Origin of the sequence: Paenibacillus sepulcri (assembly GCF_042647105.1) — a bacterium.
Taxonomy (GTDB): domain Bacteria; phylum Bacillota; class Bacilli; order Paenibacillales; family Paenibacillaceae; genus Paenibacillus_Z; species Paenibacillus_Z sepulcri.
Genome location: NZ_JBHRUP010000001.1, coordinates 2984164 through 3008265 on the forward strand (window position 1 = coordinate 2984164; position 24102 = coordinate 3008265).

A 24102-nucleotide genomic window follows, 5' to 3' on the forward strand; every position below is an offset into this window, starting at 1 on the left:
TGCTTCCTCCTCATTATGGTTCGTGCAAGAGTGCCAAGCCTGCATGCGGGATTATTCCTTCACTCCGCCCGCCGTCATCCCGGTTACGATATGCTTCTGGAAAATGAATGAGATCAGAATTGGCGGCAGGCAAGCCAGCACCCCGCCGGTTGCGATCATTCCATAGTCCACTCCGTTTTTCCCGCTGAATTCAGCAATGGCCACGGGCACGGTTTTGGCATCGAGACTGGACGTAAACAACAGTGCAAAGAAAAATTCATCCCATGCCAGCAGAAACGCGAATATGCAGGTGGACAAGACGCCGGGACGAATAATCGGAAAAATAATAAGCCTGATGGTCTGGAACCGGCTGCAACCGTCCATATACGCAGCTTCATAGAAATCATTTGACAGAAATTTCAAATAACTCTGCATAACCCAAATGACATAAGGAATGACAAAGGTTAAATCCAATAGAATCAAGGTCCATCTGGAATCCATCATGCCGAATTTATTCAGCATCGAAAACAACGGAATCACGATAACGACGGACGGGATCATGTAAGAGAACAGGAACAGGTACAGCATCTTCTGCTTGAATCTGAACCGGTATCTCGCGAAGCTGTGCGCAGCCAGTCCTCCGATAATCAAGGCAAGCAGTGTTGTGCATAAGGCGACAATCAGACTATTGCCCATGGAAAGCCGGAACGTGTACGCCATATCGTTGTCCGAATTTACGAAGATATCGATATATCGCTGAAACGTGACATGGCTTGGAATCCAACGCAGCGGCACCGCTGTCAGATCGACCTGATATGAGATGCTGGAGATAAACAGCCAGAGAAAGGGAGCCAGCGTGCAGAAAGCAACCAGGATCCCGAAAAGATACTGCACCAGCCTGAATCGTTTGCCGCTCCTCATGCCGACTCCTCCTCTGCCTTCAGCACCTTGACGTAGACAAAGGTGATAATGCCGATAATCAATGCAATGAGGAACGAGATCGTCGCGCCTTGTGAAAAATGCATGTTGTTGAATGCTTTGATATAGGCTTGATAGGTGAGCACCTTGGTTCCGTCCGAAGGTCCTCCCATAGTCAAAGCATAGATCAGGTCGAACACCTTGAACGATTCCATCGTCCTCATGACGATCAGGACGAGTATAGTCGGCTTCAGATGGGGAAGCGTCAGAACGAAAAACCGCTGCAGCCGCCCCGCTCCATCCACGCTTGCCGCCTCATACACGGATTTGTTGCTCATTTGCAGCGATGCCAATAGAAAGATTACGACAAGCGGCGTCATCTTCCAGACATCGGCCAGAATGACCATGTTCATCGCAAGCCAGGGCTTGCTGAGCCAGGATTGATAATGCGGAATAAGGTGCAGCTGCGTCAGAAAAGCATTCAATGCCCCGTATTCCGGCTGATAAATCCATTTCCACATCGCCCCGTTCACAATCGTCGGCACGGCCCAGGGCAGGATGATGATGGTGCGCAGGAAAGCAATTCCCCGGATCGGCTCGTTCAGCAGCAGCGCAATCAGCATGCCAAACACCATCTCAAAGCTGATCGAAACGAAAGAGAAATAGAATGTTCTGCCTGCGGATTCCCAGAAACTCTTATCTGTAAGAATCTCGTAGTAGTTTTTCAATCCTACATAATCGCCCATCGATTCAACATTTAACGACATATCATGAAAGCTTAGGATGAACGTATAAATCAATGGGAAGAGAATAATACCGAATACCGCCAGAACAGCGGGAGTGATATTAAGCCAGACGTAGGTTGTATCACTCATTCTTCTCATGGCATTGCCCTTTCTTGACAAATATTAACTCTCTTGAGAAATATCAGTGGCTTTTTTCTGCAATTCATCCAATGCGCTTTGCGCCGTTTTCGACCCGTTCAAGGCCTCGCTCACCGCAACCTGGGCTTCTGTGGAGAATTCTCCGTACCAAGGTACGATTGCACGGTTGACCAGATAGTTGTATTGCGTTTTTGCCAAATTAACAAGCTCAGGATTGGTTGCAACGACATCTTGATCTTCATAGAGAGATTTCCAGATCGGCAGTGCATCCTTGGCATATTTCTTCTGGAAGTCTTTATCCGCGAGGAATTGAATGTACTTCCAGGCCGCATCGGCATTTTTACTGCCTTTGGTTACCGCAAGCCCCATGCCGCCATTTACCGTCGCACTTACCGCTTTGGAAGTTCCCGGGCTGAGCGCAATGCCAACCTTGCCGACAACCTGCGATTTTTCCGTATCATTGTTCGCTGCGTTAAACATATAGGTCCAGTTCAAGGCAAAGGCCGCTTTGCCGCTTGAGAACACGCCTGTTACGTCATCCTCCAAATATTCGAGCGAGTTCGGATTCGTCAAACCGTCTTTAATCGATTGCGCCATAAAATTAATAGCATCCACATTGGCCGGATCGTTAATCGTAATATTTCCGTCTTTTACCAGATGTCCGCCGAACGATTCCGTAATCGAAGTCACGTCGCACACCAGCGCTTCGGATTGCTTCCAGGTTGCAACGAGCGGATAATCCACGATCCCTTTCTCTTTCAGAACTTTGGCCTGGGCCAATAATTCATCCCATGTTGCAGGAGGTGCATCGAAGCCTGCTTTCTGCAGCATTTCTTTGTTATAGAACAGGTAACGGGTATCATTCAGCCACGGCATTCCGTACAATTCATTCTTGTAGGTTACGGAGTCTAGCGCCCCTTGGAAAATATCTGACCGTTCTTCAGCCGGGAGCTTGTCCGAAACGTTCTTGATGATTCCCGCTTCCGCGAATTTCGCAGTCCATGGAGCGTCAATCAGGACGACATCATAGCTGCTTCCGCCGGTAATGATTTTCTGCTCAAGAGATTCATAGGCAACGAAGGTTGGCTCTACCTTGATCGTCGGATTCAATTTCATGAACTCATCCGTCGCTTCCTGAGTCGCCTCCTCGCTGTATCCGGCTTGCTTCATGAAAATGGCCTTCAGTGTGACTGGCTTGTCTGAACTCCCCTCATTGCTGCCTGCATTGGTGCTGGTGTTGTTGGTTCCAGTTGCGGCCGTATTGTCTGCGCTGTTGTTGCCGCTGCTGGAGCATCCGCTTAAAATCCCCACACCTAACATGATTGCGGTTAAAGCGATACCAAGCTTCCTCTTCATCTGACTTCCTCCTCTATTCATTTCCTTGTATTTGTTGAAAAGCGTAAGCGATCGCACCCATCGCACAGGCTTCCTTACCCAGGAGAGCCAGTTCTATCGTGGTCTCAATCGGTGTGGAGATGCTCACTCTTTTCTTGATACCGGGCAAAAAAGGACTTAACCATTCGGAAATTTCTCCCCCAATGATCACTTTCTCAGGATTCATGAAGCTTACAATATTGGAAATGACCGCAGACAAATGCACCATGAAATCATCCACGATCGGAATCACCCGTGTATCGCCGTTAGCATACAGGCTGAAGATCTCCTCTGCGCCATATCCGCTCTTGGCAAGTGCGGTTCCGGAAACTTTATGCTCCAAAGTTCCGAACTTCTCCGCTTCGTTTATCACACCGCTTCTCACTTCGTCCGGCGTAATGAAATAGCCAATTTCACCTGCTGAGAACCGGTGTCCGGTAATAATCGTGCCATTGGCAATAATCGCGCTGCCGAGCCCGTCTCCAATGGAGATGAAGACGATATTGCTTTCATTGGCCCCGGAGCCTGACGCGCTTTCTCCGAACGCTGCGCAATTGACATCATTGTTGAAATACAGCGGGAAAGAAAAATGCGGCTGGAATACCTGCTTCAAATTGACATTCTTATATCCGAGCGCAGGCGAGTCATTGATAAGAATTCCGTTCTCGGCGTCAACCGTACCCGGCAGACCCACTCCCATGCCGATAATTTCATCCTGGCTGATATGCGATCTGTCAATGCACGCCTGAATGAGAGCGACGATCTCCGGAAGCTGCTTCGGAACCGGATGATCTTCTTTGAAGACGATCTCCCCATCCAGATCCGTTATGCGAAGGAGACACTTGGAGCCGCCAATCTCAACCCCGACCCCATACGCCGATTTAGGATTAAATCCAAGCTTCATGCCCCGCCGTCCGCCCTCGCTGGTCGAGCTGCTTAAGCCAAGCTCCGTGACAAATTTCTTATGTATCAGCTCCTCCACGATCAGAGATACGGTGGAACGGCTCAAGCTCAATACCTGTGCTATTTTCGCCCGGGTAATTGGCTGCTTCTCACGAATAAGATTGAGCACAAGCGAGCTATTCACCTGTTTGATCATCTCTAGATTCCCTTTTTTTACCATATGCATCCCCTTTTTATTTGTTAGTTCGTTTGTTTGTTCGATGACAAAACTAACTGGTGACATCAGTATAAAGTCAAATCAAGGAAAGTGTCAACAGAAATTTCGTTTGTTTGTTATGTTTAATAACATCAATCCGAGGATCCAATGAATCATTGCGTAAGAAAAACTAACACCAAATACGACATTAGGCTAAAATATGACAAATCGAAGAGAGCCACCCGCCGTCCTTGGGCAAAAATGGAGGTGGCAACTAATCTATTAGATATCCATTTTTAACTTGTATTTATGTTCATAATTTCATATAATCAGAATGTCGTTTTTTGACATATTTTGTCGCAGTTGATGGTTACATCCATTTCACCCATCAAATTTGTTCGGAGATTTCATGGCATAATTTTTCGCCTGAATATAAATAAATAATCAGGATGGTGTGTAATGGTTACTCAGAGAAGTGTCGGATTGGCAGTTATTTTGTCATTGATCACATGCGGGATCTATGCAATCTACTGGTTTATTGTTTTGACCAATGAAGCGGGCGAACTAAGCGGAGATTCCTCGTTTACAGGGGGCAAGCATTTTCTTCTTAGCCTGGTGACTTGCGGAATTTGGAGCTTCGTCTGGGCCTATCAGGTAGGCAAGCAGGTCGGAGAAGCGCAGCGGCAGCGCGGCTTGATGGTTTCGGATAATTCGCTTATTTATCTGATTCTCACATTTGTCGGCTTGGGAATCGTAGTCTATGCTTTGGTGCAATCCGATGTTAATAAAATGGCATATCGGGCTTAATCCGACAAGGTATCCCAAACTTGCGTGGGGTGCCTTGCTTGGCGCCGGGGGATTTATCTACCTGAAGATATGGCTGCCTGCGACAAATCTCGGGGTCCCGTGCGTATTTCACGAGCTGACGGGGCAGTATTGTCCGGGATGCGGAATAACGAGGAGTGCACTATCCTTGCTGCAATTGGACTTTAATCAGTCTTTCAGATACAACCCCTTGATTTATTTCATTATGCCTCTGTATGCGGCTTATTTGGTCGCAAACAAGAAACAAAAGCCCCGGATAAGCAAGACAATAATGACTGTTATGCTTACGGTAACTGTGGCTTTTGGTATAGTAAGGAATATCCCTCTATTCGATTGGCTGGCCCCAACGGAAGTTTGATGAACATCTTAAAAAGAAAAATAGAAGCTGCTCTTAAGTCATGAATGACTTACGGGCAGCTTCTTCAATTAATCTCTTAAATGGCAGCACCTGTTTCAACTATTTAATCTCCGCGGCACCGCTGGACTTACTTGTGCAAAAATTATTCACTCAATGTGAAACTGGCATTATCGAAATTTCCGATGTACTTAAAGGTCGAACTTCCCGTACCGGTAAGTACAAGATAGACATTTTGAAGTCCGCTCAGCGTTTGGGTCAGCTTGCCTGTTACGGTCTGATACGTGCCCCATCCGTTCGCTGTCGGAGGTGTTGCGATCTTGCCCACTAAAGTACCGTTGGGTCCACCCAGGCGAACTTCAACTGCCGCGTCAGCCGGGCAGCTCGCACTGTTGCCCGAATACTCGACGGACAACTGATTGACGCCCTCGCTGCCGAAATCCATTCGCTTGTAGGCCAGCCATGCGCCATTGAACGTATTGGCGACCTGCTTTCCCAGTCCGCCTTTACCATTTTCCGTTTTCAGCGGCGTGTTGTTATTAAACGTATTGGTTGCCGTTGTCCACTCGTCGTAGCTCTCCAGCTCCAGCTGGGCAAAGTCCGCTCGCGTACTCAACGAAAAGCTGGCATTGTCGAAATTCCCGATGTACTTAAAGGTCGAACTTCCCGTACCGGTAAATACAAGATAGACATCCTGAAGTCCGCTCAGCGTTTGGGTCAGCTTGCCTGTTACGGTCTGATACGTGCCCCATCCGTTCGCTGTCGGAGGTGTTGCGATCTTGCCCACTAAAGTACCGTTGGGTCCACCCAGGCGAACTTCAACTGCCGCGTCAGCCGGGCAGCTCGCACTGTTGCCCGAATACTCGACGGACAACTGATTGACGCCCTCGCTGCCGAAATCCATTCGCTTGTAGGCCAGCCATGCGCCATTGAACGTATTGGCGACCTGCTTTCCCAGTCCGCCTTTACCATTTTCCGTTTTCAGCGGCGTGTTGTTATTAAACGTATTGGTTGCCGTTGTCCACTCGTCGTAGCTCTCCAGCTCCAGCTGGGCAAAGTCCGCTCGCGTACTCAACGAAAAGCTGGCATTGTCGAAATTCCCGATGTACTTAAAGGTCGAACTTCCCGTACCGGTAAATACAAGATAGACATCCTGAAGTCCGCTCAACGTTTGGGTCAGCTTGCCTGTTACGGTCTGATACGTGCCCCATCCGTTCGCTGTCGGAGGTGTTGCGATCTTGCCCACTAAAGTACCGTTGGGTCCACCCAAGCGAACTTCAACTGCCGCGTCAGCCGGGCAGCTCGCACTGTTGCCCGAATACTCGATGGACAACTGATTGACGCCCTCGCTGCCGAAATCCATTCGCTTGTAGGCCAACCATGCGCCATTGAACGTATTGGCGACCTGCTTCCCCAGTCCGCCTTTACCATTTTCCGTTTTAAGCGGCGTGTTGTTGTTAAACGTATTGGTTGCCGTTGTCCACTCGTCATAGCTTTCCAATTCCAGCTTGGCAAAGTCGGTTCTAACGGGTTCATCTCCTGGCTCATCCGGTTCACCGGCACTTAACGTAAAACTGGCATTATCGAAATTGCCCAGGTACGTATAAGTGCCATCGGTCGTGCCGGTAAGTACGAGATAAACGTCTTGAAGACCGGTAAACGTCTGGGTCAAGTCGCCTGTTGCCGTTTTGTAGGTACCCCAGCCGCTAGCTGTCGGAGGTACGGCGATGGTACCGACTAATGTGCCCTCTTTGCTGCCCAAACGAACTTCAACAGCTGAGTCGGGCGCGCAGTTTAAGCTGTTGCTTGAATACTCGATGGACAGTTGATTGACTCCCTCGCTGCCGAAGTCCATCTTCTTGTAGGCCAGCCATGCTCCATTGAAGGTATTCGCAACCTGCTGTCCGCTTTTTCCGCCTTCTGTTTTCAGCGGACTGTTCTTAGCCGGATTAAGTTCCGTCGACCATTCATCATAAGTCTCCAGCTCCAGCTTGGCAAAGTCGTTTCTAATCTTCACGTAATCAAACGTAAAACGGTCGAAGTTGCCGATGTAAGGAAGTGATTGGGTCGTATTTCCATTCATGACAATATACAGATTCTGCTTGCCGGTTAACGTTTTGTTCAATTGCGCATCCGTTGTTTTGTAGGTTCCCCAGCCGCTGCCCGTATTCGGCAGATTGACCGTTCCGACCAGTTCGCCATCTTTAGCTCCCAATCGGATATCAAGCGTGCTGCCTGCAGGTACTTTCGTCGAAGGAGCATCATACTCAACGGTAATGTGATTGGCACCTTCGGTTCCAAAATCGACATTGTCATAAGCGAGCCATGCTCCGGTGAACGTGTTGCTGACAGTCGTGCCTCCATTGTTTTGTTCGGTTTTTAACGGACCCTGGTTAAATTGATTCAGCTCCGACGACCGATCCGTGCTGCCTTCGAACTGAATCGTCAGTCCGTCCTCACCAGGCTCTTCGGGCTCATCCGGTACGTCCGGTTCATCCGTCGGCAGCGGAATCGGCTCCGGAAGCGGTTCTTCTTCGCCCGGCGGCTTCGGATCCGGATCGGTCACCGGCTCCGGCTTCGATTCAATCGGCTCCGCCAACCATAGCGAATTGTAGATGTTGCCGTCGTACGCATCTACCAGGTAGACATTCACCTGATATTTGCTTGCATTGACGTTGAAAATATTCGAAAGCTCGAAGCTTCCGGTGTCCACAGGCACAGCGCTGGACATCAGGGCCTTCTCATCCTGATCCATCAATTGAAAGACCGCAACTGCCGAATCGGCATAGCCGCCCTTCAATGTGCCTTTAATATCTACAACCATGTTTCCGTCCCGTTTGATATCGGCCTGGAGATCAAAAACATCCCACTTGACGTCAGAAGTATAGGCGGCGTCCGATACCAGCACTTGTCCGGCCGTTTGACCCAGGTCTTTATTGGCCTTGACTCTTACCTGAATCTTGCCTGCCTCGAAATCCAGCGGACCTACGGTCAATGGATTCGCAGCAGCCTGTTTCCAGGTTAAGCCTCCGTCGGTGCTGTATTCGTAATCGCCTGCCTGTTCGAATCCAGGAACAAACGTCCATCCGAAGGTATTGGCTTTATCGTCCACTACAGGAGCGGTCGGCGCAGCCGGCTTCGCCATTTGCTTAGCCGCATCGAGACTGAATTCGAATGCGATATCCGAGCTGTTCGCAGCAGCCTGGTGAACCTCTGCGGTCAATACATTTGTACCCTCCACCAGATAGGACGGATCTATGATATAGCTGTTCCGGTCCCGTTCGTCATTGACGGTCGCATTCGCTATGGTGCCGTATGTCGCATCGCCCAGCGGCATATTCGTCCGGATAATTTCATGTCCATTCAAATATACAACAGCTCCGTCATCGCGGATGAGACTGGCATCCAGTTCGGTGATATCCTTCACATCTGAAGCCTCAAAGGTTTTGCGGAAGTACGTGGTCGTATACTTGTTGTTCGTATCCGGACCGTAGCTTACCTTGGTCTTCACTTTATTGTAGTTATCGTAACCGAGCATCGCCGGCCCGGAAGCCCAGGCGCTGTCGTCATAAGCCGCAGTTGTCCAGCCATTGCCGGCATACTGGCCTTGATCGTAATACTTCCATTCCGATCCCTCGGAAATGAGCTCTTGATGAGTCAGCGTATCATCAATATCTGCCGAGAAATCCGTTGTCGGCGGAGCTGCGCTGGCTACAGCGCCCCAGCTCATATTCGGCTGCGAACCCATTTGGAATTCAAGGGTGCCGCCTGCCATAATATCATCGTAGTTGATCCAGGCTTGATTGAAGTTCTTGCCGCCAAGCGCAGCGGACTGGATAAAACGATTGTCGCTGGACACATTGTTGGCCTTGATCGTAAAGCTTTTGCCATTGTCCAGATGCAGTGTCATCTCGGAGAATATAGGCGAACCGATCAAGTAATACGGGTCTCCCGGATTTCCGGGGTACAAGCCCATGGCGCTGTACACGAACCAGGAAGCCATTGCTCCTGCATCATCATCCATTGATTGGATATACCCTTCCGGATCATCGCGGTAAATACGGGTATTCATCGGATAAGCGTACAACCCGTGGTTATGGTATTTCTGGGTAACCACTTCCGTCGTATATTCTCTCGCATAATATTGGGTCAGATAAGGATAACCCAGATAATCGAACATATACGGCACATTCAAATCCGTTTCATTGACAGCCATGTATTCATCGATGTCGAAGAAGTGCTTCAGCTCCTTCGCCATCTCCGTCTTGTCGCCGATCAGATCGGCGAGCCCGTTGAAATCCTGCGGAACAAACCAGCGGTATGTCCAGAGATTCCCTTGGTAGGCATATTTGTCAACCTGGGTAATATCCCCTTTGTTGACCGTTGTCGCGTTAGGCGTGAAGAAACCGCGTTTAACGCCTTTCTCGTCCACTTGATCCGGATTCCAGAGATCCTTGTAGGACAAGGCAATATCCTTATATTTCTCATACGTTTTCTTATCTCCGGTCATGGCGGCAAGCTTCATCGGGAAAGAAGCGCTGAACGCTTTTTCCATTCCGCTGGAAATATCACCGTTGTTTACCGCGTAGTTGTCGGTATCCACCGCCATTCCTTTAAGCGCTTTGGACACGTCGAAATCATCAAGACCTTTCGAGTAGGCATCGAGGATTACGGCGCCGTTGAACTCGTTTCGTACAGTCGGACTCGGCCAGTATCCGTCACCCCACTGCGTATAGGAGCCCCTTGTATCGTACACATCCACCATGGACTTCACCATGTTCTGATATTTCTGCGGGTCAAGCAGCGAATACAGGGAATATTTGCGGAAATCATCCCAGGTGGACCAGCCGTTGTAGTATTCGAAGTCGTCGCCGAGCTCCGACGCCTGGCGGATCGTGTTCTCATCCCTTCCCGCACGGAATGTTCCATCCGAGCTGGTTACATTATTCGGGTGAAGGAAAGAGTGGTACAGCTGGGTATAAAATACCGTTTTGTTCTCTTCATTGGAGTCCGTGATTTCAACCTTGTTCAGCACGTCGCTCCAAATGTTTCGGGCTTTCTCATGCTGGGCATCGAAATCCCAGCCTTCAACATCGTGATCGCGTTCGTATTTGGCCTGATCGACACTGATCGTCGACAGACCTACTTTCGCTTGAACCACTTTGTTGTCTGCCGTATTGAAGTTCACCCAAACTCCGCTGTTCGAACCGGTGCGCGTAGGCACGGCTCCCGTCGCGTCGCCCTGCCAGGACGTGTAGGAGTCAAAATCGTGATCGAACTGAATGGAATAATACATGGTGTAATACCCATGTCCGCACACATTCTTCGATTGGATCATACCGGAAATCTCGTTGTTGCTCGTAACGGTCAGGTTGGCATCTACCATCCCGGCATAAGAGTTTGAGAGGTCAACCAGCACAGAGCCGGTATTGTTCTCAGGAAACGTATAACGGTGAAAGCCGACGTTTTGCGATGCAGTGAGTTGAACGTCAATTCCGGACCCAAGCTTCACGGCATAGTAGCCGGGAGAAGCTTCCTCGCTGCTTTTATCATACGGCTGTTTATACTGATTGCTGTCTTTCGTAAAAGCCCTTGTTTCCGGCATCATCAGGATATTGCCTCCTGCGCCGCTGCAGCCTACTCCGCTGAAGCGAAGGTGCGAGAATCCTTTGATAGCTTTATCCTGATAGTAGTATCCGCTGAACGCTCCTCCATCACTGTCAGGGCCCAGCGAAACCAGACCGAAAGGAGTGGTTGGACCCGGATTCGTCTGTCCGTTGTCGCCCAGTGTGTTAATGAAGGGGTCCACGTAATCCACAGGCTTGAGGTTAGTCGCAGGATACGCGGGCGACTGTCCGGATTCCACCCCGTATACTTCCAGTTCATACAACCGGACTGTGTTATTGTCATATGCCGCCTTATCGATATAAAGTCTGACGTACTGGGCAGAGAACGCCTGCTCTCCCGGTAAATACCGGTCGACGATCGTCTGCACATTGCCCGTCACGACATCAACATCTTCCCAGGTCTCGCCGTCCGTACTCTTCTGCAGACGAAAATCCTTCGTATTCCAGAACGGGCTGTTGGTATTCTCGCTGATTCCGGCGTTCTTCATCACCCATTCGTTAATCGTATAGACCTGGCCCAAATCCAGCTCCAGCCATTTCTTGGCCGTTGTGGAATTGTCGCACCACTTCGTGTTCGCCTTGCCGTCGACAGCGAAGCTTGCAGCCTCATTAGCGTTGCACTGCCCTGAAGATGTGGCGGTCGCATTCAAAGCCACGTTCCTGGTCTCAACTGCCTGCGCATCAACAGGCGCCGCCGAAACGGCGCTCCAGGTTAACGGCTCCAGCATGCCATACAGGAACAACGCCGTCATTACAATTGAAATAAGCTTTTTCCACATTGCGATTGGGTCCTCCCGCTTTCGTTTTATAAAGAACCGTTCGGCAGCAGCCGATTGATCATGACCGCCACTTCAGCACGAGTTACCGATTTCCTCGGATTGAAATGAGAGCCGTCTCCCTGGATCAATCCTTTCGACCAGGCTTCATTAACAGAAGCAGCGGCCCAAGCGGCGATCCCGTTCACATCCGTAAAGGAAGGCTTTCCTTTGTCCGATCCGGCAAGGTCAAAATACTTGGCCGCACGAACAAGCGCTACAACCGCTTCCTGACGCGTAATCTTTGCATCCGGTCTGAATGCTCCGCCATAACCCTCGACAATGCCAAGCGATGCCGCGTTTGCAATCGGTTCGCTGTAGTATTGATTGGCTGCCACATCCGTGAACGGATTGGCTTCGGCTTTGACCGTCACTTTGCCCGTCCACTCAATCTCCCTCATAATCATGGTGGCGAACTCTGCGCGGGTGATGCTCCGGTTCGGCTCATAATGGTGCTCGTCCACACCATTGACAATATGCTTGGCAGTGAGCGACTTTACAGCTTGCTCCGCCCAATGCCCCGCCAAATCCAAAAAGATTTTGTTATATTCAAGAATCGTATAATACGAGAAATGCTCTGCCGTGAACGTGAACATGCCGCTGCTGAGGGTGCCCCCCACATATTCAGCTTGATCGCCATTCACATAATAGACGCCGGCAAGATCGGAAGAGATCGATTTCGCCTGTTCGTCCGTCAGCTTCATCGTGACGACAGCAGGCTTGTCCAGGTCATGAATATCGACGACCTTCCCTCCGGAAATCACTTCAATTTCGACGGAGATGACAGCTCCAGTCGAAGTATAGTCAGGATTGGACTGAAGCGACTGTTTAATCATGTTTTTAGCCTCATCCGTCTCAACCGTGTTCAGCACAATGCGGACCCGCGACAGCAGCTCGTTCGAAGCCGCTATGGAGCCGGCCGGGAAACGGACCGTACGGTTGCCGGATATGACGATCAAATCCAGGTTTTTATCCTTCAGATCCTGTAAGGATCTTGCAGGAAACTCCAGAGCACTGCCGGCTTCACCGGCCGATGCTGGCAGCTGGATCGTTACAGAGTCAGCTGCCTGCTGTATCGCTTTGGTCATTGTATCGCTGCCAACCACATAGCGCCCGTCTTTATCCAGCACCGGTTGAACGGTGGAGCCAGCCGCAGTGCCTGCATCGGACGGGATAGTAGCACCCGTCGGAGCGGTACTGCCATTTGAGCCGCTTCCCTGATTTCCGTTATCCGGTCCTTCAGGGTCGCTCGGTCCTTCAGGGTCGCTCGGTCCTTCAGGATCGCTCGGTCCTTCGGGATCATCCGGTTCATTTGGATCACCAGTTCCATCCCCAAGCTTCTCGACTACCGAGAACGTCTTGGTTTCCGTCAGGCCGCCGCTGCCGGCAACTGCCTTATAGACGCCAAATGGAGCAAGATCCGCGTCCTTGGGAATCGCCACCTTGACGGAATAGCTGCCATTCACAGGAGTTATAACATCAATATAAAATACCGTCTGATTGGGAGTTACTATCTTAACCACAACATCGTTCGCATTGCTCGAAGCCATCCCGGAAAGCGTGATTTCACCGCCGCGAAGGACTTCATTCCCGCTCAAGTTGAGCGAGAATGAAGCCGCTGCGTAGCCTGAAACCGGTGAGAGCGCGAAGAACAACGCCACAATGGCCGCCAAATATCTTTTCACCGTATCCAGTCCTCTCTATTCTATCCGTTATTGAAGCACAAGAGGCTTCGCCAATCGTTCCGGTTTGGCAAGATCACTGTTGAATTGATTAAATACAAATACCTTCACCTTATATTCCGATCCGGTTTTGTTGAAGTATTGGGAAATTGTCGACTTGGTCTGCTTAAGCGGGACGGCATTGATCAGAACCGGCGTTTCTCCATTTAGCAGCTCAAACACCACATAAGCGTCCCCGCTGTACTCGGCCACCTTCTCCACCTCAACGCTGACCTGAATTTGATCCCCGGTTCTCTTGGTGTCGCCTGTCAGTGTATAGGTGCCCTCCATGCTGCTTACCGTGAACGGCTTATTCGAAGCAAGCGTCAGACCCGCGGCAGTGCCTGCGGCTTCGTCCGCCGCAACGCGCACCACTACCGAGCCCGCGGCATAATCATGATCTCCAACCGGCTGCGGATTTGCAGCTGCAGGCTGCCAGCTTGCTCCGGCATCCACACTGTATTCGTAATCTGCCGGTTCGGCAAATCCGGGGACGTTCGTCCAGCCGAATGTATTATTTAAGTCATCCACCACCGGAGTAGTCGGTGCCATCGGCGTCTGGCTTACGATGCTTGCTTCCGAATTATCCCGCTTGTCGACAGCGGTCACTGCGAACTTGTAGACTTGTCCCGGATCTGTGCCCTCTACCGCATATTGATAGCTTTCCTGGCCATCAACCGCCGGAATGTAAACACTCCAGTTCCCCAGCTTGCCGTCGGCCTCATAAATTCTGTAGCCTCTGACCGCGTCCTCCGCGCTCACATTCTTCGGTTTGTCCCAGGAGAGGACCGTCTTCCCGTCATCGTTCTTGACCGCGGTCAATTTCTCGACCGGATCAGGTCTGCCGTCATTCCGGACAATGGTATACGTATCGAACGGGTTGTCCTCGCCGGATTTGTAGGAATCGATGGTGATGCTGTTCTCTGTCATCCGGATGCCCGAATAGATCGCGATTCTCGGCTGCTCAAACTTCGCCGCGTAATAGCGGTCAACATTTGGCATGACATCGTAAAACTTGGTAGCCGCGGAATTGTTGATCATATACAGCGTACCGCCTGGATTCAACGGGTTGCCATTCTCGTCCATATCAATATCCGCAACGGGCTTGTCCCCGTACATCTGATAGGATCTCATGAAAGTATGGTCATGCCCCTGAAGAACCACATCGATCCCGAGCTCGTCGAAGACAGGGTAGAGCATCTTTCTCATCTCCAGAATATCGCTGTCTTTCGCGTGGTTGCCGACCGAATAGATCGCTTTATGGAAGGTTACGATCTTCCATTTTTTATCTGTTTCGGCCACTTCTTTTTTCAGCCATTCCAATTCCTGCCGGAACGACTCCTTCTGCCTGTCATCCCAGGCGATATCCATCGTGTTGAGCACCATGATGTGGGCGTCGCCGTAGTCGTACGAATACACGCTGCCCGGCGGCAATGGATTTTTGATCGAATCGTTCGGATAATTGAAGTGATAGTAATAGTTATCGTTATAAGGCCCTTCGTGGTTGCCCACCGCAGCCATCAACGGCAAATTCATCAGCATATCCTGCGGCTTTCCAAAATAATCGAGCCACTGGGATTCCAGGGAGCCGGCATCCACCTGATCGCCGGTCATCACCAGAAACTTCGCATTCGGGAAATCCTCCAGGCCATTCTTTAAGGTGTTGGCCCAGACTGTATAATCCTGCGAGTTGGAGCCTTGCGAATCTGTCATATACAGAAATTCATAGCTGTTCTCGTTATCCCCTTCGGTCGTGAAGGTTCCGGCCGCGCTCCAGTTGCCGTCGCTTCCCACCCGGTACTTATAGGCCGTTCCCGGGGTCAGGCCGTCCGCCAGCACCTTGTGGCTGATAAACGAGCCGTTCGTCGAATTGGTGATTTTAAGATTCAAGGCTTTGGTTTCCTCCGGCTTGCCGGTGAAACGGAGCGCCTTGGCCGAGTCGAAATCCTGATCGGCCGGCACAACCTCCACAATGCTGTCCATAATGTTGGCCGGCGCGTTTTGCGGTACCTCATAGCTCGTATACCAGGCAAAAGCGCGGTTCGTCATCGGACTTCCATTGAATGACATCGCGATGGCGATCGGCGAATAATCCACCAGCTCGGACAGATTGACCGGAGCAAGCTTGAAGCTTCCGGCAGCCGTTCCATCGGCGTATTGCAAGCCGCCTTGTCCGTCATACTCCAGGCTCACGGCCTGATTGGGCTTGATCGCTTCCGCCAGATGCAGCCTCAGCTCGGACGGATCCGCCCCCTGCTCCGCGCTTTGAATCGGAATGGGCTGACCGTCGGCCGTTGCAGTAAAGTGCTGCGGCAATGCGCCAGGAAGTGCATTCAAATTCGAGCTCATGGAAAGCAAAATGTCGAGACCGTCCTTGGAGACGCTGGCCGCTGCCGGTCCCGTGTAATCCGCCGGCAGATAGAACGCCGAGCTTGGCACAATATCCTTGGCCATGCCTGGCGCGGACCAGCGCAGATACAGATTGGAACCGCCCGAGTATTCGAAATACTCGATTTTAAAATTGTATTTCTTCCCGCCTTCCAGCGATATTGGAGTGCCCGTCTGCTCCAGATCCCAATCATTGACCCAGTGATCAATAACAAGCTGATCGTCGACCCACAGACGGAAGCCATTGTCGCCGATCATGTAGAACGTATAGTCGCCCGTTTGCGGCGGCATAATTTGGCCCGTCCAGCGGGCATTGGAATGATCCGCCTGTCCGGTCCAGTTCTGCAGCACCGGATCCAGATTGGTAAAGTTGATCTGCGGGTCTATCGTCTTCGCCTTCAGATCCTTGAAGCTGAAATCTTCGTTGCCTGTATAATATTCACCGATCAAGCCATGATTTTCACCAGCGGCAAGCGGCGCAGCCTCGGCAGCGGCAGGTTCGGAACCCGTGTGCCCAATGGCCTGAAATTCATAGATATTGGCGGCATAGAGAGCGGTCGACGAATCCGCCTCTCCCGGATCGGTGATGCTCAGCTTGAAATATCTTGCCGTAACCGGAACATCCAGATCATGAGTCGTCATGCCGTATGTATTATCTGTAACGGTTACTGCAGGAGTCCAGCTCTCATCGTCATCACTGGTCTCAATTGTATAATCCCGTGTATTGTAGCTGTCCGGTTCTCCTGCCGCGCCCGCATGGGCGAGTACAAACTGATGAACCGTCACTTCTGCGCCAGCGTCAATTTTCAGCCAATAAGGGTTTGCCTCACCGGGCAGATTCTTGTCACCCTCGAACATCCATTTGCCGCTCTCCATATCGCCGTCAATTGCACGGGATGGTGCGACCTCCTCCGACATGTATCCATTCGCGGTTGCCGTTACCCCGGCTTCAGCAAAGACATTCGTTGAGGAAGGCTCCGCATTTGCCGGGCCATACAGAAAATAGCCTGCGGAGAACAACGAAGTACAAAGCATGATGGCTGCAAGCACGCGGGTTGTCAGCGCGAAACTCCTTTTCACTTCTCTTTCCCTCCCAATAAAAATATATTGATTCCAATAGATCAATATAGGGATTCATACCGATACTTTCAATTCATGTTGTGTTAAGCGAAAGTCAATTCTATGTAAACTGGGGAAGCTCCATCTCCCGCAGATTGTAAATTTTTTCTTGCTGACAACCGCCTCATGGCCTCAATTCTCCTTATATTTGTAAGAAAGAAAATTCTTTTGTATAAATAGTCCCACCCCTGCGGGCTTTGTGGTATTTCTATTGCTTTCAGTCGCGCGGGCAATGGTATCGCTTTACCGAAATCTTGCGAAGGATGCGTCAGGAAATTAATGGTTGTCCGGGTTTTGTTAGCTCTGTGTAAAAATTAACTGGAATTTACCCCCTTTTTTGGAGGCTCGCCAGCAGAAAAATATGATTTTATTTTTGTAAATATATCGTTTTTGTGAATTAAATGATCATAAAAAAGACATTTTTAATCAAATCGGATTGAAAGTCTCTTTATAGTTGGATTGCGGGAAGAATCGGCTATCATCCTCCCGGCGCCTTTTGCATAGCAAAAGCAGGCATCTTTTGCACCAGATAAGTGTGCAAAAGATGCCTGCTTGATTTCGTTCCTTCCCGAAATCCTGCCAATGCCGGGAGGACACTTTATAAGCGCCCCAGCTTATCCGGGTTGCGGATCATATAAATATTGCGGATCAAATTACCCACGACATGCATAAGTCCAACGGCTTCGATGCCTTCGCCAGAATGGACAACAAGCCCTGTTTGGCCGTTGATATCCCTTATCTCGATACGCATGCCTCCCTCATAATGGGGAGCCTTGCGAATGAGACCGAGAAGGAATCTTGCGACAAAATCGCTTGATGCGATCGGGTGGACGGCGGCGAACGCTTTTCCTCCGCCATCGGAAACCAGCACGACATCCTTGGCGAGCATGGCTATGACCGAATCCACATTATTCTGCTCGAGGGCCTCCAGAAACTGGCGGACCCACTCTTCGCCTGCAGCTTCAGAATGGACCGTCTCATCCGGACCTATTCCCATCTTGCCGCGCGCACGGCTGAGCAGCTTGCGGCAGTTCGCATCGCTTTTGCCCACAATCCCGGCAATATCGGGATATCCGAGGCCGAGCGCTTCACGAAGCACGAACACCGCCCGCTCCGACGGAGACAGCTTTTCAAGCAGCACCAGCATGGCATAAGATAACAGCTCACCGCGGACAACCGATTCGAACATTTCATCGTCTGTAGGAATGGGCTCAGGGAGCCATTCTCCAAAATACCGCTCCCGCCGCTTGCGGGCCGACTTGTTCAAATCGCGGGCTCGGTTCGTTACCATTTTGCACAGATAAGCTTTCGGCTCCTCAGCCAAACCTTCCGGCTTCACGTCATACACCTTCACGAATACATCCTGCACAACGTCCTCCGCATCGGAAGCCGATCCGGTCAGCTGATAAGCAAGCGCAAACAGCAGCCCTTTATACTGCGCATATAACTCCTGCACCTTACCACTTCCAATCTGGTCCTCTACAGCTGATTGCCTTATTTTATCACTCGCCGAATCCGAAGTGAATGTTCTCATGGGCCAGCCAAGCTTTGCCGATCAGAATCACCTTAAATCAGTTTGCATACACAACGATTTACGGTTTTTTTTGTGACAGTCTTTCATTGGTAAGGACCGCCGCGTCGAATCTACAGTTTGAACGTCCAATATGGTAAGATTGTGCTATCCGCAACTTCCCCCCTGATTCGACTTTTTCAGCCCTGCCAATAAACTATAATGATAATGGGGAAAAAGATTATGGGATCCCAAATTACGATGTATATTTCGTTGATCGCGACTTCGGGCGTACTTTGCATTTTTCTAGGCTTCTATGCGTTTTTCAAAAAACAGGAAATACCCGGTGCGCGTACGTTTATCATCTATATGACGGTACAGGCCATTTATATATTCGCTTACGCCTTCCAGATGTCAAGCACCACGCTCGCAGCGATCAAAGGGTGGACGATTGTAGAGTATATCGGAATCTCGTTCGCCCCTGTGATTGGCCTGATGCTTATCCTGCGATACATAGACAGGCCGATTTCACGCATGACCGCGGCGCTGCTGTTCGTTATTCCCGTCATTACGCTTGGGATGGTGGCAACCAACGACTTCCACCATTTATTCTATAAATCTCTGGAGCTCAGAGCAGGTTCTCCGCTTCACGCAACCGATGTGGTCATCGGAGAGTGGTATATTGTGCATGGGGCTTTCACATTCGGATGCTTGCTCGCCGGAGTCGTGCTGCTTGCCAGGGAATGGAAAGCAACCAAGAAAGCCTACCGCAAGCAGCTGGCGACGCTCATCTGCGGACAGTTCATCCCCATGATATCCGCTTTCATCTATCTTATGGGGCTGACGCCCGAGGGCATGGACCCTGTACCTCTCGTTGTCTGCATCACGTCCTCGATGTACATATGGGCGATCGTAACGACGAGGATGCTGACAATTGTGCCGATTGCCAAGGAAAGCATTTTTGAAAGTATGCGGGAAGGGGTAATCGTTCTGGATTCAGCGGAGCGGCTTATCGATTTCAATGGCGCCGTAAGCCGAATGCTTCCGGGGCTGAGCATCGGGATGATCGGCAGAAAGCTGGATGAAGGCTGGACGCGGCTGACAGGCTCGCCTTTTCCGGATATACAAAGCACGGACAGTGTGCAGGAAGCCAGCATCAGGACGGAGGACGGCACAACCGCTTACTACCAGATCCGCTCCTCCGTGGTCAGAAGCCGCGGCGGCGAACGGGCGGGAAGCCTGCTCATGCTGATCGATGTGACAGAACAACGGCTGCTCCAGGACCAGCTCAAGCAGCTCGCTTACTACGATGGCTTGACCAGAATCTATAACCGCACGCACTTTATCCAGCAAAGCAAGGAAATCCTGCTGCAGGCCCATCTCCAGGATCAGCCCGCGTCATTTATATTGTTTGACATCGACCACTTCAAGCAGGTCAACGACACCTATGGACATGAAACCGGCGATCAGGTGATCGTGCATATGGTGACGGTCTGCCGGCGGGTGATCACGCAGGATATGCTGTTCGCCCGTTACGGGGGCGAAGAATTCGTGCTGGCTCTGCCCTCCTCTACCCTTCAGGAAGCCGGCTGGCTGGCAGAGCTGGTCCGGACCAGTCTGGAGAACGAGCCCCTGGTCACGAATCACGGGACGATTACGGTGACCGCCAGCTTCGGCGCCGCGCAATCCTTCGAGCACGGCGATACGCTCGAATCGCTGCTCAGGGCCGCGGACGCGGCGTTGTACGAAGCCAAAAGAGGCGGACGCAACCGGGTAGAATTGGCGCAGCAATCCTCCCCCGTGTCACTCTGGTAGATTGGCTGTAGCCGTTCGTTCAGATGCATCTCCCCTGGCAATCCGGGTGCGACGCTCGTTCCATGGCTCATTCTATGCTGATGCGAGATCACAGCAGATCCACATATCGATCTTATCCGAAGCTTGGGTTTCCACAACCAAAACGCCATATGCGATCCAGTGCTCCGCTCCGCGGGATATTCAAGCTGTCCACACTGATCATGGAAGCTGGATCTGCCCCGTGCTGCGGGTGGCCGCCACGATCTGCCATATTGATACGATCCGGCAATCGCGAAGCGTTCATGCCGCTTAGAATAATGATTGCGAGCAAGGCGGCAATGGACAGACTTACGATTGCCGTTCTCACAAGCCTCTGGCGATGCGATTGGATTGGCGGGAATGCTCCACTTGCGGCTATACGTTCATAGACTCTCGATTTCTTATACCATAGAATGGCAGCACAGACCCCGAATCCGCTCCATATCAAAAACAATGTTCCAAACCGGAGCGGCGATTGCGAGAAGAGCAGCATATGCAGGCAGTTGACGACAGAGGCTATAAAAGCCGCGGCGAACGGAATGGTAATAACCGGATCGAAAAGCCGCAAACGAAGGTTTCCCGGCAGCAGCCCTTCCATGGACGGGGCGGAGTCGGCAGCCGCTGCATTAATGAACGGCAGCGAGAATGTGAAAATGGCGGCAATGGATAACAGAAACAGCGGAAGCTGGATCATAATTTTATCCTCCACGTATGCCCAATCCGTCGACCACAGCATAATGGCCGCCCCCGCTTTGATCCCGGTCATCGCGATCGCCGTGTACAGCCATAGATGGACCTTTCGGATATTGGAGCGCAAAGCGGCCTCTGTTTGCGAACGAAGCAAGCCTTTGGCTTTTGCATAAGCCATCCACCAAAAAAACACAAGTAAAAAAGTCATCTCATATTCAATCAGCAGCCAGATTCTCATAGCGGTTGTTCTCCTTCGTTTCGGTTTGATCATTAGTGTACGAGACGAATGTGTAGAACAGTTGGAGAACTCATGCTTTTTGTATGGAGGGACCGTATTAGACCGTTTCTATCGCGTTGGCACGAGAGAACGGAAGTCGTCAGGAGCGGGACTTAAGTCTTGCGATTGCCCGGCAAATCGTGATTGCCCACGGAGGGGGGATTGAAGTCAAGAACGCCGTCGGAGGCGGCGCTGAATTTGCGGTGTTGCTTCCGGAGAAAGTCTGCTTTGTCACAATCAGGCTTTAATTAAACCAGGGATGCGGCACTCCCAATATAACGACCAAATCGTGACGGCCGAGAGTCAATGGTCCATTCATGCACCGGCACTTCGTCTCAGCCTGCTTTCGGCAGAAGAATAATAATCTCTGTCCCAATGTTTTTCTCGCTGGTTACCCGAACTTTGCCGTGAAAGGACCGGATTATTTGAAAACTGATCATCATGCCTAATCCTGTTCCGCTTTTTTTCAGGGAATAAAAGGGTGAACCAAGCCTGTCAATCTCCTGTTTTGTCATACCGATCCCTTGGTCTTTAATGCTGATTTGTATCTGTCCATCGCCCGTTGGGGCACAGCTTGCCCAGACCGTTCCCCCATTGGGCATGGACTCAATGGCATTTTTCAAGATATTGACCAAGCATTGATTCAATTTTTGGGGAACCGCATTTGTCCAGCAATCATCATTGATATCCGTAGTGACCGCAACATTTTGAGATGTCGTGTAGCTGTCGAGTATATTCAGGATACGCTGCAGCAGATTTCCCACATTTACTCTTTCCGTGCAGTTTGTTGAGGGTTTTCCGAATAACAGCAGGTCATTGATAATTTCGTTCGCACGGTCCAATTCTTCAATGGATAACCGGATATATTTCTTCTTTTGATCCGTTAGATCAGGCTCGTTCAGAAGCTGAAGAAAACCGCGGGTAACCTGCATGGGGTTCCTTATTTCATGTGCGAAAACACTGGTTAAATCACTGATGACCTGCAGCTTCCCCGCGTTTTGCACCTCTAATCGGAGCTGATGAATCTCTTTCATATTTTCGTTCAAGGTGGTGAAGAACCAGATCACGAGCAATATAAAAGCTAGGTGAACAGCCTGTACGCCAAGGCTTTCCCACGAAACATTTCTAAGCGTACAAAACCAGGTAATGCCAACAAGCGTATAGAAAAGAGAAAGAAATATGGCAATTTTGACCTTCTTGGCTTTTTTTGCTTTTTCAAAGGGCTTTTGGAAATATAATATGACCGGCATAGTGGTTAGCAGAGCAAGAACTGTCGTATAAAACCCGGTGTCAAATCCAATATAAAGCCGATATAGGATGACAAGAACTGCCAGGATTACACCTGTTCCAAATCCACCGTATAACGTCCCCATCAGCAGAGGAACGATCCTTAGGTCCAATCGGTAATTTGAAGCAATCGCGGGAAAGGACATGCAAAATATAAGCGAGAGTCCCCATAAAGCTGACAATACCAACCTCTGAGTTTTATCATTCTTTAGCCTGTCGTTGACAAATGTATGGTAAATAAACATAGGCAGTGCTATAAGCGTCAGCTGCAGCACAAAATCCTTTATTATCGTCATGTTCTTTACCTGCCATATTCTCGAGTAATAAAACTCAGTTCTTCTATCTAAGTTTAGATTTTCAACATAAAGAGGCATATCTCCTGCATTTACAGGCGTAAAACTATCAATTCTATAAGGTCAAAAAAAATGCCCATCAGGTCGATCAAGACCTGACGGGCAGCCTCTGCTCCTCATCATCAATTTAACGCGGCATACTGCCGTCCCACGGCAGCCCGAATAATGCGGTAAGTGCCGGCAGCAGCTCATAGAACTCCGATTATCGATGTCTGTCTTAAGCCCCTCATATCCGGACAGAAATGAAACCCATGACAGATAATGGTGCACTTCCTCTGGCAAAGGCAAGCCCGTTCAGTCATACCGCTTCTCATACTTGCTGAATTCTCCCATGGAATTGGAGGCCAGCCCTATATATTCATAACCGCAGCTCCGGTAGAACCGGTTCAGCACCGGATTATTCGCGATGCAGTCCAGTCGGATACGGTCCTTGCCCGCAAAATGAATGCCGGAGCCGGCCCAGCGTACGATAGCTTCGCCCAGATTAGTACCCGCAGCTTCCCGATTGATATTAAGGCGGTGCAGATAGACGGAGGATTCATGACCCTCCTCCCCCCACAGCTCCCGGTCCCAGGCGCTCTCCTTCAGCATAAGCATGACCATGCCCGCCAATACTTCTCCCTGCATGAAAATATAAACCTCGCCGCGCTTGATAGCCTCCGGTGTCCGGTGGGAATCCTCGCCCTGCAGCAAGCCGCTCCACTGCGTGGAATTTTTGCTGCGCAGCCATTCGGCCGTGCGGACGAGCAGCTGCAATACATCCTCCGTATCCTCCGATTTGGCCTGGAAAACATTGATGTTCCCTTGAATGACTCCGATTGAATCCGTACGCGCAAATGATGGCACCGTCATATTCCTCCTCTTAAAGCAAGCCTGATTATGGCTTCAGTTTATCAAAATAAACAGGTTTGCGTAATGCTCTGTCCTTACCATTTATCCCCTCTGCCCAATCATCCTGTCGAACCGGAGTTCCTCCAGCAAAAAAAAGAGCGAATTGCAGCACTGATTCCGTCAAGCATGACGGGCAAAGACAAATAAAAGCCGGACA

At 50.5% G+C, this 24102-nt stretch carries 14 protein-coding genes; 3 read left to right on the forward strand and 11 right to left on the reverse strand.

The features are described 5' to 3' along the window. Positions 1–51 precede the first annotated feature (51 nt). From ACFOLF_RS13370 to ACFOLF_RS13385, 4 genes are read right to left on the reverse strand one after another with little or no spacing between them, the layout of a single operon-like run. Complete coding sequence (locus tag ACFOLF_RS13370) at positions 52–900, reverse strand: carbohydrate ABC transporter permease (protein WP_210046325.1); 849 nt, start codon at positions 898–900, stop codon at positions 52–54. Further along, on the reverse strand, positions 897–1781 hold the full coding sequence (locus tag ACFOLF_RS13375) for a carbohydrate ABC transporter permease (RefSeq protein ID WP_210046326.1): 885 nt from the start codon (positions 1779–1781) through the stop codon (positions 897–899). The genes ACFOLF_RS13370 and ACFOLF_RS13375 overlap by 4 nt, the downstream gene beginning before the upstream one ends. A 24-nt stretch (positions 1782–1805) precedes the next feature. Then, positions 1806–3137: an extracellular solute-binding protein gene (locus tag ACFOLF_RS13380; RefSeq protein WP_379113565.1), complete on the reverse strand. Its 1332-nt coding sequence runs from the start codon at positions 3135–3137 to the stop codon at positions 1806–1808. Positions 3138–3150: 13 nt separating this feature from the next. Further along, the gene (locus ACFOLF_RS13385) at positions 3151–4254 is read right to left on the reverse strand and encodes an ROK family transcriptional regulator (RefSeq protein WP_210046327.1); all 1104 of its coding nucleotides are present in this window, start codon (positions 4252–4254) and stop codon (positions 3151–3153) included. Between the two features lie 459 nt (positions 4255–4713). Here ACFOLF_RS13385 and ACFOLF_RS13390 point away from each other — a divergent pair, with 459 nt between their 5' ends. Both ACFOLF_RS13390 and ACFOLF_RS13395 read left to right on the forward strand, forming a co-directional pair. Continuing rightward, positions 4714–5061 (forward strand): DUF4234 domain-containing protein, encoded by a 348-nt coding sequence (locus ACFOLF_RS13390; RefSeq protein WP_210046328.1) that lies wholly within the window; start codon positions 4714–4716, stop codon positions 5059–5061. Continuing rightward, entirely contained in the window at positions 5033–5437 is a 405-nt protein-coding gene (locus ACFOLF_RS13395; protein WP_210046329.1) for a DUF2752 domain-containing protein, read from the forward strand. The genes ACFOLF_RS13390 and ACFOLF_RS13395 overlap by 29 nt, the downstream gene beginning before the upstream one ends. Before the next feature lie 142 nt (positions 5438–5579). Here the strand turns inward: ACFOLF_RS13395 and ACFOLF_RS13400 are convergent, their stop codons facing one another. From ACFOLF_RS13400 to sigJ, 4 genes are all read right to left on the reverse strand, one after another. Further along, positions 5580–11840 (reverse strand): GH92 family glycosyl hydrolase, encoded by a 6261-nt coding sequence (locus ACFOLF_RS13400; protein ID WP_379219464.1) that lies wholly within the window; start codon positions 11838–11840, stop codon positions 5580–5582. A gap of 26 nt (positions 11841–11866) precedes the next feature. Next, positions 11867–13561 carry an S-layer homology domain-containing protein gene (locus ACFOLF_RS13405; protein ID WP_210044624.1) on the reverse strand — a complete coding sequence of 565 codons (1695 nt, stop codon included), beginning with the start codon at positions 13559–13561 and terminating at the stop codon, positions 11867–11869. 27 nt (positions 13562–13588) lie between these two features. After that, complete coding sequence (locus ACFOLF_RS13410; RefSeq protein ID WP_210044625.1) at positions 13589–17065, reverse strand: PA14 domain-containing protein; 3477 nt, start codon at positions 17063–17065, stop codon at positions 13589–13591. A gap of 637 nt (positions 17066–17702) precedes the next feature. Continuing rightward, complete coding sequence (sigJ, locus tag ACFOLF_RS13415; protein WP_210044626.1) at positions 17703–18560, reverse strand: RNA polymerase sigma factor SigJ; 858 nt, start codon at positions 18558–18560, stop codon at positions 17703–17705. 297 nt (positions 18561–18857) lie between these two features. Here sigJ and ACFOLF_RS13420 point away from each other — a divergent pair, with 297 nt between their 5' ends. Continuing rightward, on the forward strand, positions 18858–20429 hold the full coding sequence (locus tag ACFOLF_RS13420; protein WP_210044627.1) for a histidine kinase N-terminal 7TM domain-containing diguanylate cyclase: 1572 nt from the start codon (positions 18858–18860) through the stop codon (positions 20427–20429). A 112-nt stretch (positions 20430–20541) separates the two neighbouring features. Here ACFOLF_RS13420 and ACFOLF_RS13425 read toward each other — a convergent pair whose 3' ends face one another. The 3 genes from ACFOLF_RS13425 to ACFOLF_RS13435 all read right to left on the reverse strand — a co-directional run bounded on the left by ACFOLF_RS13425 (position 20542) and on the right by ACFOLF_RS13435 (position 23900). Further along, complete coding sequence (locus ACFOLF_RS13425) at positions 20542–21375, reverse strand: hypothetical protein (RefSeq protein WP_210044628.1); 834 nt, start codon at positions 21373–21375, stop codon at positions 20542–20544. 374 nt (positions 21376–21749) lie between these two features. Next, positions 21750–22997 carry an ATP-binding protein gene (locus tag ACFOLF_RS13430; protein ID WP_210044629.1) on the reverse strand — a complete coding sequence of 416 codons (1248 nt, stop codon included), beginning with the start codon at positions 22995–22997 and terminating at the stop codon, positions 21750–21752. 351 nt (positions 22998–23348) lie between these two features. Next, the gene (locus ACFOLF_RS13435; RefSeq protein WP_379114643.1) at positions 23349–23900 is read right to left on the reverse strand and encodes a GNAT family N-acetyltransferase; all 552 of its coding nucleotides are present in this window, start codon (positions 23898–23900) and stop codon (positions 23349–23351) included. Positions 23901–24102 lie beyond the last annotated feature (202 nt).

Excerpts from the sequence above, each read along its gene's own strand:
- ACFOLF_RS13390 (WP_210046328.1), top strand. The coding sequence starts at position 4,714 with ATGGTTACTCAGAGAAGTGTCGGATTGGCAGTTATTTTGTCATTGATC.
- ACFOLF_RS13425 (WP_210044628.1), bottom strand. The coding sequence starts at position 21,375 with ATGAGAATCTGGCTGCTGATTGAATATGAGATGACTTTTTTACTTGTG.
- ACFOLF_RS13430 (WP_210044629.1), bottom strand. The coding sequence starts at position 22,997 with ATGACGATAATAAAGGATTTTGTGCTGCAGCTGACGCTTATAGCACTG.
- ACFOLF_RS13395 (WP_210046329.1), top strand. The coding sequence starts at position 5,033 with ATGTTAATAAAATGGCATATCGGGCTTAATCCGACAAGGTATCCCAAA.
- ACFOLF_RS13420 (WP_210044627.1), top strand. The coding sequence starts at position 18,858 with ATGGGATCCCAAATTACGATGTATATTTCGTTGATCGCGACTTCGGGC.
- ACFOLF_RS13385 (WP_210046327.1), bottom strand. The coding sequence starts at position 4,254 with ATGATCAAACAGGTGAATAGCTCGCTTGTGCTCAATCTTATTCGTGAG.
- ACFOLF_RS13380 (WP_379113565.1), bottom strand. The coding sequence starts at position 3,137 with ATGAAGAGGAAGCTTGGTATCGCTTTAACCGCAATCATGTTAGGTGTG.
- ACFOLF_RS13375 (WP_210046326.1), bottom strand. The coding sequence starts at position 1,781 with ATGAGAAGAATGAGTGATACAACCTACGTCTGGCTTAATATCACTCCC.
- ACFOLF_RS13370 (WP_210046325.1), bottom strand. The coding sequence starts at position 900 with ATGAGGAGCGGCAAACGATTCAGGCTGGTGCAGTATCTTTTCGGGATC.
- ACFOLF_RS13400 (WP_379219464.1), bottom strand. The coding sequence starts at position 11,840 with ATGTGGAAAAAGCTTATTTCAATTGTAATGACGGCGTTGTTCCTGTAT.